Below are 12,608 nucleotides of genomic sequence, written 5' to 3'. Positions count from 1 at the left end.
ATCAGGACGACCGGGGTGCCGAAGTACAGGATGCCGGGCTCGATGCCCGTGGTGGCGCCGGTGATCGCGACGGCCGATTCCCGCGAGTCTTCGTCGTTCGGCCGCGGCAAGATTTTCGGTGTGAAGATCCCTGCGCACACGGCCATCGAGCCCGGCATCCTGTACTTCGGCACCCCGGTCGTCCTGATCTCCAGTTCCAACGAGGACGGTTCGCCGAACCTGGCCCCGATGTCCTCGGCGTTCTGGCTCGGCTGGCGCGCCATGCTCGGACTCGGGGCCCGGTCCAAGACGGCGCAGAACCTGTTGCGCACCCGGGAATGCGTGCTGAATCTGCCTTCCGACGCGCTTGCTCCGGCTGTCGACCGGTTGGCGTTGACCACGGGATCGGATCCGGTTCCTGCCGGTAAGGCTTCTCGTGGGTACTTCCACGTCGCGGACAAGTTCTCGCGTGCGGGGCTGACTCCTGTTGCTTCTTCTACTGTTGCTCCGCCTCGAGTTGCCGAGTGTCCTGTTGCGATGGAAGCCGTTGTCGAGGCTGTTCATCCTGTGGCCGATGAGGATCCTTCGCAGCGTGGGGGGATCGTTGCCATCGAGGTTCGGGTTCAGCGAGTGTTCGTGCACTCGGAGATCTTGGTTGATGGGAGTCCGGATCATATCGATCCTGATGCCTGGCGGCCTTTGATCATGAGTTTTCAGAAGCTTTACGGGTTGGGGTCGCAGGTTCATCCTTCTACCTTGGCTCGGATTCCCGAGCGGATGTACCGGGGGCCGGATATTGAGCGGGCTCGAGCTGTTTCTCGGAGTTGATTTCTACTGATACGGCTTCGCCGTTGCGTGGGAAATCGGCGCTTCTTGTCCTTGCTTACCGCTCGGTGTGGGAGGGCCGATTCCCCACGCGACGGTGTCCCTGCCGAGGTCTTTGTTCGCACCTGATCGAGTGATGACATGCGTTCGATCTTCGGTAATCTTGTTGTATGGACAGGGAAACGGTGTGGCAAGCGGATGCGATGGCCTTGGCTGATCGCGTCTCCGCGCTGCTCACTGTTGTGCGGTCTGCCGAGGCTGAGATCGGTTCGCTGCTGGCGGAAATCGAGTCCCGCGGTGTGATGGAACTCTTTGGATATCGTTCTGTCGCACGGCTTTTCGAGCATCTCGCCGATGTTCCCAAGTCTGCTGCCGAGACTGTGGTCAAGCGAGCCCGCGCCCTCACCCGAGCCGCACCCTGGATGGCACTCCCATCCCCGCTTTGGCTCCCGCCACCGGCGCTGCCGCTGCGGAAGGCCGGTTGAGCACCCCGATGATCGACACGATCGTCGGGGTGATGACCCAAATCCCTGCCGAGCACCGCGACGACGCCGAACAGCACCTGCTGTCCTTCGCCTCCGAGGCCGGACACAAACAGGTCGCCGCCCTGGGCGCCCGCATCCTGGCCCACCTCGATCCCGACGGCGCCGAACCGGACGAGACCGAACCGGCCAAGCCCAGTCGCGAGTTGTCGTTGCGTCGCAAGAGAACCGGGTTCTGGGAGTTGAACGGCCGTTTCGACGACGAGACCGGCGCCCGAGCCAGCGCCCTGTTCGACTCTCTGGCGCAACGCCACAGTCCCGACGAGGGCCCAGACTTACGCTCGCCGTTGGAACGCTACGGCGACGCCTTCTCCGACGCCGTCGACCTGGCTTACAACTCCCCAGACCTGCCGATGCAGGCCGGTGAGCGAGCCCACGTGATGGTGGTGGTGTCGTTGGCGGATCTGAAGTCGAGTATCGGCCAGGCCATGCTCGGCGACACCGGAACCATTTCCGCTGCCGGTCTGTCCGTCCAGAACAGCACCGTGTCCAACGCCGCTGCTGGTCAAGCCGCCCTCAGCGCCCTGCCAAGTTCGGGCGTCGGCCGGGCCCTCCTCGGCGACCTTGGCATCATTTCCGCCGCCGAAGCCAGGATTCACGCCTGCGACTGCAAGCTCATCCCCGCGGTCCTCGGCACCGAGAGCGAACCCCTCGACCTTGGCCGTCACCACCGCCTTGTCTCTACCTCGCTCCGCCGCGCGCTGTACCTGCGCGACCGCGGCTGCGCCTTCCCGGGCTGTCATCGCCCACCCCGTCACTGTCAAGGTCACCACGTTCGCCACTGGGCTGATGGCGGGCCGACCGAGCTGGGCAACCTGGTCCTGCTGTGCGCTCACCACCACCGGCTCCTGCACCGCTCCGGCTGGCAAGTCCGCATCGCCACCGACGGCCTACCGGAGTTCTTGCCACCGGCGTTCCTGGACGAACGCCGAAAACCTCGGCGCAACAACCTCCACGAACCACTGCCGTTCGCAGCCTGAACAACCGAACACGGGAAGGGCCCGCAGCCCACCGGCTACGGGCCTAAACCCACGCCCGAGGCTCGCCTGCCCGACAAATGAGGTCGAGCGCCGCCAGTGCCGGCTGTTGACTGTCTCCGGGTTCACGGTCCCGCCTGCTGCGTGGGCTGACCGTGCCCCGAGCGGCTACCTGCTTGCTCGGCGACAGTGCGCTCCCGCATCGGGTCTCGAGCTTCTCCGAGGTCAAGATTTCGCTTGCCATGAGGGCTCGCCGCGCTCCGAGCGGCCACTTGCTTGCTCGGCGATCGGGCGCGGCCTTTGAGCGTCTGCGGGTCAAGATCCGGCCTGCCACGCGGACTCACCTCACCCGAGCACCACACTCTGCGCTTCTTGGCGCCCATCAGCCGCGCCTCGGCAAAGAAGGCCGGACCCAAGCAATGCTCCGCAGCCCCGCGCCTCAAGTCGCGTCGAGCTGGCCGAGCAGAGGTGCCAACGTCTTGATCCCCGCCGTCACCGCTTCCCGGCCCTTCGCCGAACTCACCGATGGCTGTTGCGTCATCAGCACCACCACGTACCGCCCACCCACCACCCCAGTCGTGTTCAGTACCAACGCCTTCCGCAGGATCATCCAGCCCTGCTTGATCTGCCACGGTCGCCCTGGCAAGCCGTCCGGGATGCCGAAGTACTGGTCCCAGCCGTCGTCCGCCGGGTTGCGGGCGTTGCCCAATGCCGCCAGCAACGGGGCCGATACCTCGTCCGGGATGACGTCCAGCAAGTACTCGTACGTCGCCACCACGTCGCTTGCGCTCGTCTTCGCCATTCCCCACTCGGTCGGGTCCGCCGGGGGTGTTGTGTGCCGCAGCCCGATCAGCGCCGCCGTGCGGGTCACGATCGCGGTGCCGCCGTTCTGCTCCCAGAATGCCGACGCGATCGCGTCGTTGCTGCCCTCCAGCATGTCCGTCAGGTCCTCGACCGCGTCCGCCTCCGGCAGCGCCCAGCCGTCGTTCGAACGGACCTCGTCGATCGCGATCAGCAGCTTGACCACCGAAGCCGTGTAGTACGGGCGGTCCGCGTCCAGCGACGCCAGCTCCTTGCCCGACTCGCGGTCGTACAGGACGAAACCGACGCTCGTGCCGCGCGATGCCGCCGTCACCGCGTCGCTCACCTCGCCCGCCACCGAGGACAGATCCGGGTACGGGACCGAGGACGTCGAGGCCACCGGGCTCACCGCCGTGTCCTCCGGCAATTCCGAGGAAGGAGCCGCGGCCGGTGTCACCGGGGGCCCGTCGACTACGACCACCATCCCGGTCGTCAACGCGGCCGCCGCCAGCCCGGCGGCCGCCAGAGCCCGGCGGATCCGTCTTCCCATGCCTGGTCAACGCCCCGCGACGGCGAAACGACCTGTCGTTTCGCTGTGCATTGCTGTGTAAATGCTGTGGTCCGAAGGCTGAGACGGCGACCCGGAAGGCGTAGCGTCACGTCGTGAGCGACTTGAAGATCCTGGTGGTGGGCGCCGGTGCGACCGGCGGGTACTTCGGCGGACGGCTGCTGCAGGCGGGCCGCGACGTCACCTTCCTGGTGCGGCCGGGCCGGGCGAAGCTGCTGCGGGACCGCGGCCTGCGCATCACCGGCCTCGGTGAAGACACCGTCCTCGAACCGCCGCTCGTCGAGACCGGCACCCTCGACCGGACCTACGACCTCGTGCTGGTGGCCGTCAAGGCGACCGGCCTGAGCTCGGCCATCGACGATTTCGCCCCCGCGGTCGGCCCCGGCACGCTGATCCTGCCGTTCCTCAACGGGCTCGCGCACATCGACGTCCTCGACGCGCGGTTCGGCAAGGGTGCCGTGCTCGGCGGGGTCGCCAAAGTGCAGACCACCCTCGACGACGACGGCGCCATCCGGCGGCTCGGCCCGCTGCAGAGCCTGGCCTACGGCGCCCGCACAGAGCCCGCGCCCGAAAAGCTGCCTGACGTCGACGACGCCCTCAAGAACGCCGGGTTCGACGCCGCCCTGGACGAGCGGATCACCGAGTCGATGTGGGCGAAATGGGTGTTCATCGCCGCGATCGGCGCGGTGAACAGCCTGATGCGCGCCACGATCGGCAACGTCGTCGCCGTCCCCGGCGGCACGGAGTTCGCCGAAGCCGTCGTGGCCGAAGCGGCCGCCGTCGCCGAGGCCGCCGGGTACCCGGTGCCCGCCGCCGACCTCGCGGCCACCCGCAAGACCGTCACCGACCCCGGGACGGGTGGATCTTCGCTCTACCGCGACCTGCTCGGCGGTCACCCCGTCGAGGGGGAGCAGATCTTCGGCGATCTCACCGCGCGTGCCCGTGAGCTGGGCATTGCGACCCCGCTACTCGATCTTGTCACCCTGCAGCTGCGGGTGCACCAGCACCGCATCGGGTGACGTGGTCACCGACCGCGCTTTGCCCGCGCAGTCCAGTGATCGTGGTCTTTCGGGCACCCGCGTGGCGGCGCCGACGCGGGGTACCCGGGCACTGATAACCTTCGGCAGGAAAGTTGCTTGAGGGTTTGACGACTCGAGTACCTAACGACGAACACAGCGAGGGGAAATGGCGGACAGGTTCGAGTTCGTCCTCGAGGTCGTCGAGGCCCTCGTCGTGGGCCAAGCCACCGGCGGTGACGTGCGGCGCTACCCGCTGCGCGCGGGCAACCTCCCCGCGGACCCGCTGCGGTTCGTGCGGGTCGCGCGCCAGGTCTACGACGCGCTCGAGGAGCGACGGCTTTCGGTTTCGGGCGAGCTGCACCCCGGGGTGCGGACGGCGTTCGAGCTGCTGGCCGAGCCGCGCGTTTCGGTTGCGGTGAGCGGGATCGACGGCCTCGGCGCCGACGTCGCCGTGCTGGTGGTCACCGACGGCGCCCAGGCGCTCGGCATCACCCAGGCCCCGGACACCGACGATCTGCTGTTCTCGCTGTTCGCCGACGAAGACCTGGTCGAGGTCGTCACCGGCGTGCTGCCGCCCGCCCCCGCCGCGACCACCGGCAAGCACGTCGTGCACCGCGCCGCCGGGCGCGAGGTCTCGGCCATGACGGCGAAGCGGATCGCGGACGCCGAGTTCGACGAGGAAGAGACCGACGCCTTCGGCATGATCGAGGTCAAGGCCGTGGTGCGGCCGGGCCGCCGGCCGCCGGCGCCGAAGCCGTCGGACGTCGCCGTGCTCGAGCGGGTTCTGGCCGAGCCGCGGCTGGGCGGCGGCCACATCGCCGTCACGGCGCAGAGCAGGCGCGGCGAGCGGCTCGCGGGCGAACCGCTGAGCTGGCTGGACACCGCCGACGGCCGCTACCTGGTGCACACCAAGACCGGCGAGGCCGGCGAACTGACGGCGGAGTACGTACCGGCCGGCCGCGCCGACCTCGCGCGCGCGATCCGCGAAGCGATCGCCGCCGTCTACTGACCGGGAAGGAACAGCTTCTGATGACGGAAGAGACCGAGGCGGCGGCCCAGGCTCTCCAGGCGACGATGCAGCTGCAGACCGCCACGACGCCCGAGACCAAGACCATGGCGGCGCTCAGCGTCGGTCTCGCCGGCGCCCGGCTGAAGCAGCTCGCCAAGTCCGGTGGTTTCGCCATCGACGACACCACGGGCAACCAGCTGATCGAGGCCCTCGAAGGCGTGCTCGAGTCCCTGGAGCAGCGCTGGGCGAACCTCCAGCGGCTGCACGACGCGCCCGCGATGAGCCGGACCGCGACCGGCCAGTGGGTCTCCGCGCACATGGTCAGCACCGCGGCCGACGAGCACGGCCTGGTGACCCAGCTGCAGGCGGCGCGCCAGGAGTTCCCGACCTACATCGAGGCCATCAAGCTGGCCAAGCAGAACTACAAGTCCCGGGAAGAGACCACGCGCACGACGCTGACCTCGCTCCCGACCGCCGACCAGAGCTGAGGGAGACCGTGGCACCCACCGCCGAGTCCGTCTCGGACCCGTCGTCCCCGGACTACAACCCGCGCAGTCCGCTTTACGACGTGACTGCCGATTCGTCGTCGAAGTACTACGTCGGGCCGATCAAAACGGACAACACGCCCTCGGGCGACGAGATCCGCGAGATGGCGACCCAGCAGATCGACGACGAGATCCGGGCCGGCTGGCTCGGCCCGGCCGTCGACCCGGTGCTGCGCGACAAGAAGATCCAGGAGCTGTACCAGCAGCACCTCGACAACGCCAAGCACGGCCTCGACGAGGGTCTCGCCATGCGCGAGAACGGCGGGGCGCCGCGCACGCTGTGGGCCAACGCCAGCCACGAGCAGATGAACGACGCCATCACGCAGGACGCCAACCCGGCGACCGTCGCGGAGACGTCGGAGGAGTGGGTCGCGGTCGGCAACGACCTGGGCACGCACCAGAAGACCCTCGGCGACGCGATCAACGCGAGCACCAGCAACTGGCAGGGCGACGCCGGGGACGCCGTCCGCGAGCACCTCGCGGGCGTCGGCAAGTGGCTGGGCGCGACCGCGCAGGGCGCGACGCTCGCCGGCCGGCAGCAGGAGATCCACTCGCAGGCGCTCAACGAGACCCAGCGGCAGATGGCGGCCAACCCGCCGGTGCAGTTCGACCTGCAGAGCACCAACCAGCGCCTGATGTCGATGACCGACCCGGTGCAGTACGCGGCGGCGGCCGGCGAGGCCATGCAGACCTACCGGGCGCAGATGGCGGCCCGGGACCACGCGGCGCAGATCATGACGCAGTACGACGACACCATCGGCGGCGCGGTCGCGACGCCGAGGTTCCCGGCTCCGCCGAAGCTCCCGTCGGCCACCGCGACTCCGTACAGCGTCGGTACCCGGGCTTCGGGTGGCGCCGCCGCGAGCGCCGACCAGCCCTTGCTGGCGCGCTCGGCGATGGACCCGGCGCTGGACCCGGACGCGGCGGCCCGGCAGCGGGCGGGTCTCGACGCGGCCGCGCTCGACGGCTCGGGCGGTGCCGGTGGCAGTGGAGCCGGAGGCAGCGGGGCCGGTGGCAGCGGTGCCTACGGTGGCGCGGGCATTCCCGGCGGCGGCTCGGGGGCCGGCGGTGCCGGGTTCTCCGGCAGTGGCATCCCCGGCGGCGGCGCGGGCGCGGGCGGCGGTGACTTTTCGGGCAGTGGCTTCTCGGGGAGTGGCATCCCCGGCGGCGGCAGCGGCGCGGGTGGCAGTGGCGCCGGCGGCGCGGGCTTCACCCCACCGAACTTCGAGGCCCCCGGCGGTCCCGGCGGCGGCAGCTTCTCCGGCGCCGGCATCCCCGGCTCGTCGATCCCGATCGGCGGCGACTCGACCACGTCGTCCGGCTTCTCGCCGTCCGGTATCGGCGGCGGGGGCACCGGCGGCAGCGGCTACACGCCGCCGTCGATCCCGAACATCCCGGACATCTCGGGCGGGGGCGGCGGCGGTATCCGCGGCGGCAGCCCGATCCCCGGATTCAGCGGTCCCGGCATCGACCCGATCACCGGCCTGCCCACCGGCACCGGCCCGGGCGGGATCCCCGGCGGCGGCACCGGCACCGGCAAGATGCCGACCATCGGCCGCGGTGGCGGGATCAACGGCGAGAGCATCGCGAGCCGGCTCGGCGGCATCGGCGGTGGCGGCGCCGGCGGCGGGTCCCTCGGCGGGATCGGCGGCGGTGGCGCGGGTGCCGGTGGTGCCGGCGGCGGTGTGCGTGGCACGGGTGCGGGCAGCCTGAGCGGTGGCGCCGCGTCCGGCGCGGCCGCGGAGGCCGAAGCGGCCGCCGCGCGGAACGCGGGCATGGGCGGCAAGGCCGGTGCGGCGGGCAGCCCGGGCATGGGCGGCATGGGTGCCGGTGCCCGCGGCGGCAAGAAGGAAGACGACAAGGAACACAAGGCGGCCGACTACCTCGAGAGCGACGACCCGAACTTCTTCGCGGGCGAAGAAGCGGTGGCGCCTCCGGTGATCGGCGACTGGAAGAACCAGGATTGGAAGTGAGCGCATGACGGCCGGCGGCTTCGAGGTCGAGCCCGACGAGCTGGTCGCGCACGCGAGCCACGTCGAGAGCCTGGTGGACCGGCTCTCCACCGCGGCCGCGGCGGCGGACTCGGCGATGTCGGACCACGCGTACGGGCTGCTGTGCGCGTTCCTCCCGCCGATCATCCGGCCGACGGGTGAGAAGGCGAAGGAAGCGCTGGACGCGGCGAGCGAAGGCGTGCGCGGCCTGGCCGACAACGTCAAGACGGCCGCGCAGTCGTACCGGGACGGCGAAGAGGGCAACGCCCAGCCGTTCGAGCGGCAGCTCGCGGCCGCGCCGCGCACGGCGGAAGCGAAGGTGCAGGCATGACGAGCCCGAACAACGGCCTCGGGGACCTGATGCGGGACCCCGAGGAGACGATCCGCCGGATGGATGACTGGGCGGCCGGGTTCGCGGCGAAGGCGGAGCGTTACCAGGCCGCGCAGGAGCAGACCGAACGGCTGCGGCTGACCGCGAGCAGCGGCGACGGCGCGGTGAGCGTGACCGTCGGCGCCGACGGCACGGTCACCGACCTGACGTTCAGCAACAAGATCAAGTCGTTCCCGCTGGACGAGCTGTCCCGGACGATCCTGACCACCATGCGCCGGGCCCAGGCGGGCATCGCCGAACGCGTGGCGGGCGTGATGTCCGAGCAGCTCGGCGACGAGGACCCCGAGACCCGGACGCTGCTGCTGGACAACCTCCGCGGCCGGTTCCCCGACCCGGACGAGCCGGAGGACGCGCCGCCGGCCGCCGAGCCGCCGCCCACGCCGCCCTCGCCCACGCCGCCCGCCGGTGCCGCCGGGGCGCCTCCGGCGTCGCCGCCGCGTCGCGCGGGTGCCACCGATCCGGACGAGCAGGACAACAACCCGTGGTGACCGGGGGCTGAGGACCCGGCTATCGGCTTGGCCCGGCCGGGCGGCTTTGCTCGACAGACGGCGTCCGGGGGTCGACACTGAGCCGATGACCGGCCTGATCACCGGCAGCCGTGTCCGCCTGCGCCCCGCCGCAGCCGCGGACGCCGCCCGGTTCGAGGAGATCCTTTCGCACCCGGACGTCGCCCGGTGGTGGGCGGACGCCGAAGAACCGGTGGCCGCCCAGGTCGCGTACCTGCTGGACCCCGACGACGGCACCACGACGTACGCCATCGAGCACGAAGGCGTCGTCGTGGGCATCGAACTGGCCTTCGAGGAGGCCGACCCGCAGTACCGGCACGCCGGGATCGACATCGCCGTCCACCCGGACTGGCAGGGCCGTGGCCTCGGCTCGGACGCGATCCGGGCGCTGGCCGGGCACTTGTTCACCGTGCGCGGGCACCACCGGGTGGTGATCGACCCCGCGGCGGACAACAAGTCCGCGATCCAGCTCTACCAGTCGCTCGGCTTCCAGCCGGTCGGCACGATGCGTTCCTACGAGCGCGGTCCGGACGGCAGCTGGCACGACGGGCTGCTGATGGACCTGCTGGCCGAAGACCTCCTGCCGGACCTCGTCGGCTCGTGACGACGCCGGCTCCGGCCCAGGCGGCCAAGCAGCTGCGGCGGGTCGCCGTGGCGAGCGCGATCGGGACCACGATCGAGTGGTACGACTACTTCATCTACAGCACGGCGACGGCGCTCGTGTTCGGCAAGCTCTTCTTCACGACGCTCTCGCCCGCGTCGGGCACCCTCGCCGCGTTCGCGACGCTCGGCGTCGGGTTCCTGGCCCGCCCGGTCGGCGGGATCCTGTGGGGCCATTTCGGCGATCGCGTGGGCCGCAAGGCGATGCTCGTGCTGTCCCTGCTCCTGATGGGCGTGGCCACGGTCGGCGTCGGCCTGCTGCCCACCTACTCCGCGATCGGCGTCTGGGCCCCGATCCTGCTGCTGGTCCTGCGGCTGCTGCAGGGGTTGAGCGCGGGCGGCGAGTGGGGCGGCGCGGCGCTGATGGCGGTCGAACACGCGCCGGAGGGGCGTCGCGGCCGGTACGGCGCGTTCTCGCAGATCGGCGTCCCCGCCGGGCTGATCCTGGCGCAGCTGTTCTTCTTCGTCCTCGGCCGCACCCTGACCGACGCGCAGTTCGCGGCGTGGGGCTGGCGGGTGCCGTTCCTGGCGAGCATCGTGCTCGTCGGTGTCGGCCTGGTGATCCGCCTGCGGATCGAGGAGACGCCGGTGTTCGCGCGGCTACGGGAGACCGAGGCGCGCAGCAGCCGGCCGATGGTCGACGTCTTCCGCGAACGGCCGCGCTCGGTGCTCGTCGCGTCGGGCAGCTTCATCGCGAACACCGCGATCGGGTACATCTTCCTGGCGTACCTGCTGTCCTACGGGACTTCGGTGCTGAAGATCAACCGCACCACCCTGCTGGTGGTGGTCATCGTCGGCAGCCTGACGTGGCTGGTGAGCATCCTCGTCACGGCGGCGTGGTCGGACCAGGTCGGCCGCAAGCCGGTGTACCTGGCCGGGTCGATCCTGCTGGTGGTCTGGCCGATCCCGTTCTTCCTGCTGGTGGACACGCGGGCCACGGTCTGGCTCATCGTGGCCGTCGTGGTGCTGAACATCGGCCTCGGCGCGACGTACGGGCCGCAGTCGGCGTTGTTCGCGGAGCTGTTCGAGCCGCGGTACCGCTACAGCGGCGCGTCGTTCTCCTACGCCGTGGGCGCGGTGCTGGGCGGCGGCTTCGCGCCTCTGATCGCGACGGCGTTGCAGACCTCGACCGGGACTTCGTTCTCGGTGTCGCTCTACTTGGTGGGGGTGGCGCTGCTCAGCCTGGTGGCGGTGCTGTTCATCCCGCGCTCACAGCCGGTCTAGCCGGACCGCGGCGGCCATCCGCTCGTAACCCGCGTCGCCCGGGTGAAGGTGGTCGCCGGAGTCGTAGGCCGGGAGCATCCGGAGCGGGTCGGCCGGGTCGCGGACGGCGGCGTCGAAGTCGACGACGCCGTCGAACACGCCGCTGGTGCGGATGAAGGTGTTCACCGCGGTGCGGGTCGCTTCGAGCGTTTCGTCGTAGACGCGCCAGCCCTTGAACGGCGTGAGCGTGCCGCCGAGGACGCGGATGCCGCGGGCGTGCGCCTGGGTCACGAGCTGGCGGTAGGCCGAGGTGATCGCGGCCGGGTCGGTCTGGTGCGGGTCCTGCTGGATGTCGTTGATGCCTTCCAGCACGATCAGCGTCCGGACGCCGCCGACGCTCAGCACGTCGCGGTCGAAGCGGGACAACGCGTTCTGGCCGGCGCCGGACCCGGGCACGTCGAGCAGCAGCCGGTTGGCGCTGATGCCCGCGTTGAGCACGCCGAACCGGCCGTGCAGCCGGTCGGCGAGGTAGTCCGGCCAGCGGTGGTTGGCCCCGGCGGCCGAGCCGACGCCGTCGGTGATCGAGTCGCCGAGCGTCACGATCGAAGCCTCGGCGCCACCCTGGACGTCGACGCCGGAAACGTAGTGCCACACCGACGTCTGCTCGGTGTAGGGCGCGCCCGACTCGCTGCCGGCGAAGTCGCCCGCCCGGGTGAAGTACGACGTCTGCGACGCGGCCGGGTGGTAGGTGACGGGCCCGGACTTCGTGGGCACGTAGGTCGTGACGAGCAGGTTGGCGTCGGCCGGCACCCGCAGGCCCACCGGATCGCTGAGGGCTTCGGCGCCCGCCGGGACGACGACGCCCGGCGCACCGCCGAAGGTCAGCGAGCGCAGTGTGCCGGGCACGGCGTCCGGGCCGGTGCCCTGCACCGCGACGGTGACGTGGCCGAAGGTCAGGGGAGTGGCGCCGAAGGCGTTCGACAGGTGGACGCGGGCCCGGCCGCCGCCGGCGCTGGTGTGCACGACGTTGCGGATCGAGTAGCCGGGGTAGCCGTCCGGGGTGTTCGCGACGGCCGCCGCGGGCGAGGCGGCCCAGGTACCGACCCAGCCGCCGACGGCGTGCTCGGCGACCGCTGGGACAGCGCTCTCTTGGTTCGCGCTGCCGGACGTCGTGAGGATGCCGAACCCTGCCAGAAGTGCCGCGCTCACGGCCAGGAAGCGTCGCATGCACTCACAGTGGCGCGACTGCTCCGGACCAGCGACCGCTGATCAGGTGACCGAATCGGACAAGATCTCGGACAGTGCGGGGGCGGGCCCGTCCGGGATTCTGGGGATGCCGGACGGGCCCGCGCGAGGTGGCCGTTGCCGCGACGGCCGCTCGCCGGAGTGCCCGGTCCCGATCGAGGCGGAGGCTGGCCCGGATCGTTTACTTCGTGGCGACTCCGGAGGGCGTGTGCGAGACGCCCTCACCCAGAGCACGGTCTCCGGCCCGGGGCGGTTCAGCCCGTTCGAGAGGTTTCTCGCCACCACCGCCGGCTCGGGACAGCGAAAGGCCGTGAATGTCGCATCGAGAGACTTCAAGTCCCTCGATG

The 12,608-nt window shown here is 70.7% G+C and carries 13 protein-coding genes; 11 read left to right on the top strand and 2 right to left on the bottom strand.

Annotated elements, in window-relative coordinates:
- The first annotated feature begins 120 nt into the window (after window positions 1-120).
- The 3 genes from AB0M83_RS46835 (at window position 121) to AB0M83_RS46825 (ending at window position 2,326) form a co-directional block, all read left to right on the top strand.
- Entirely contained in the window at window positions 121-807 is a 687-nt protein-coding gene (locus AB0M83_RS46835; protein ID WP_364528719.1) for a flavin reductase family protein, read from the top strand.
- Window positions 808-974: 167 nt separating this feature from the next.
- On the top strand, window positions 975-1,289 hold the full coding sequence (locus tag AB0M83_RS46830; RefSeq protein WP_364528716.1) for a hypothetical protein: 315 nt from the start codon (window positions 975-977) through the stop codon (window positions 1,287-1,289).
- Window positions 1,290-1,297: 8 nt separating this feature from the next.
- Window positions 1,298-2,326 carry a DUF222 domain-containing protein gene (locus AB0M83_RS46825; RefSeq protein ID WP_364528713.1) on the top strand — a complete coding sequence of 343 codons (1,029 nt, stop codon included), beginning with the start codon at window positions 1,298-1,300 and terminating at the stop codon, window positions 2,324-2,326.
- A gap of 436 nt (window positions 2,327-2,762) precedes the next feature.
- Here the strand turns inward: AB0M83_RS46825 and AB0M83_RS46820 are convergent, their stop codons facing one another.
- Window positions 2,763-3,674: a hypothetical protein gene (locus tag AB0M83_RS46820; protein ID WP_364528710.1), complete on the bottom strand. Its 912-nt coding sequence runs from the start codon at window positions 3,672-3,674 to the stop codon at window positions 2,763-2,765.
- Window positions 3,675-3,787: 113 nt separating this feature from the next.
- On the opposite strand from AB0M83_RS46820, the gene AB0M83_RS46815 reads away from it, so the two are divergent.
- The 8 genes from AB0M83_RS46815 (at window position 3,788) to AB0M83_RS46780 (ending at window position 11,037) form a co-directional block, all read left to right on the top strand.
- Window positions 3,788-4,711, top strand: coding sequence for a 2-dehydropantoate 2-reductase (locus AB0M83_RS46815; protein WP_364528707.1), 924 nt, complete (start codon window positions 3,788-3,790; stop codon window positions 4,709-4,711).
- Window positions 4,712-4,877: 166 nt separating this feature from the next.
- Window positions 4,878-5,720: an ESX secretion-associated protein EspG gene (locus tag AB0M83_RS46810; RefSeq protein ID WP_364528704.1), complete on the top strand. Its 843-nt coding sequence runs from the start codon at window positions 4,878-4,880 to the stop codon at window positions 5,718-5,720.
- Between the two features lie 20 nt (window positions 5,721-5,740).
- Entirely contained in the window at window positions 5,741-6,208 is a 468-nt protein-coding gene (locus tag AB0M83_RS46805; protein ID WP_364528701.1) for a hypothetical protein, read from the top strand.
- Between the two features lie 8 nt (window positions 6,209-6,216).
- Window positions 6,217-8,238: a hypothetical protein gene (locus AB0M83_RS46800; RefSeq protein WP_364528698.1), complete on the top strand. Its 2,022-nt coding sequence runs from the start codon at window positions 6,217-6,219 to the stop codon at window positions 8,236-8,238.
- Between the two features lie 4 nt (window positions 8,239-8,242).
- A complete protein-coding gene (locus AB0M83_RS46795) occupies window positions 8,243-8,587 on the top strand; it encodes a type VII secretion target (protein WP_364528695.1) in 345 nt (114 codons plus the stop codon).
- Window positions 8,584-9,135 carry a YbaB/EbfC family nucleoid-associated protein gene (locus AB0M83_RS46790; protein ID WP_364528693.1) on the top strand — a complete coding sequence of 184 codons (552 nt, stop codon included), beginning with the start codon at window positions 8,584-8,586 and terminating at the stop codon, window positions 9,133-9,135. Before AB0M83_RS46795 ends, AB0M83_RS46790 begins: the two co-directional genes overlap by 4 nt.
- An 85-nt stretch (window positions 9,136-9,220) precedes the next feature.
- The gene (locus AB0M83_RS46785) at window positions 9,221-9,757 is read left to right on the top strand and encodes a GNAT family protein (protein WP_364528690.1); all 537 of its coding nucleotides are present in this window, start codon (window positions 9,221-9,223) and stop codon (window positions 9,755-9,757) included.
- The gene (locus tag AB0M83_RS46780) at window positions 9,754-11,037 is read left to right on the top strand and encodes an MFS transporter (protein ID WP_364528687.1); all 1,284 of its coding nucleotides are present in this window, start codon (window positions 9,754-9,756) and stop codon (window positions 11,035-11,037) included. Before AB0M83_RS46785 ends, AB0M83_RS46780 begins: the two co-directional genes overlap by 4 nt.
- Here AB0M83_RS46780 and AB0M83_RS46775 read toward each other — a convergent pair.
- Entirely contained in the window at window positions 11,023-12,243 is a 1,221-nt protein-coding gene (locus tag AB0M83_RS46775) for an SGNH/GDSL hydrolase family protein (RefSeq protein ID WP_364528684.1), read from the bottom strand. The two genes, AB0M83_RS46780 and AB0M83_RS46775, sit on opposite strands and share 15 nt — an antisense overlap.
- Between the last annotated feature and the right edge of the window lie 365 nt (window positions 12,244-12,608).

It is taken from the genome of Amycolatopsis sp. NPDC051106, from assembly GCF_040682775.1.
GTDB lineage: Bacteria > Actinomycetota > Actinomycetes > Mycobacteriales > Pseudonocardiaceae > Amycolatopsis.
The sequence above is the reverse complement of the archived record's forward strand: the minus strand, read 5'-3'. Positions and strand labels throughout refer to the sequence as shown.

Excerpts from the sequence above, each read along its gene's own strand:
- AB0M83_RS46830 (WP_364528716.1), top strand. The coding sequence starts at position 975 with ATGGACAGGGAAACGGTGTGGCAAGCGGATGCGATGGCCTTGGCTGAT.
- AB0M83_RS46825 (WP_364528713.1), top strand. The coding sequence starts at position 1,298 with ATGATCGACACGATCGTCGGGGTGATGACCCAAATCCCTGCCGAGCAC.
- AB0M83_RS46820 (WP_364528710.1), bottom strand. The coding sequence starts at position 3,674 with ATGGGAAGACGGATCCGCCGGGCTCTGGCGGCCGCCGGGCTGGCGGCG.
- AB0M83_RS46810 (WP_364528704.1), top strand. The coding sequence starts at position 4,878 with ATGGCGGACAGGTTCGAGTTCGTCCTCGAGGTCGTCGAGGCCCTCGTC.
- AB0M83_RS46805 (WP_364528701.1), top strand. The coding sequence starts at position 5,741 with ATGACGGAAGAGACCGAGGCGGCGGCCCAGGCTCTCCAGGCGACGATG.
- AB0M83_RS46795 (WP_364528695.1), top strand. The coding sequence starts at position 8,243 with ATGACGGCCGGCGGCTTCGAGGTCGAGCCCGACGAGCTGGTCGCGCAC.
- AB0M83_RS46790 (WP_364528693.1), top strand. The coding sequence starts at position 8,584 with ATGACGAGCCCGAACAACGGCCTCGGGGACCTGATGCGGGACCCCGAG.
- AB0M83_RS46785 (WP_364528690.1), top strand. The coding sequence starts at position 9,221 with ATGACCGGCCTGATCACCGGCAGCCGTGTCCGCCTGCGCCCCGCCGCA.
- AB0M83_RS46775 (WP_364528684.1), bottom strand. The coding sequence starts at position 12,243 with ATGCGACGCTTCCTGGCCGTGAGCGCGGCACTTCTGGCAGGGTTCGGC.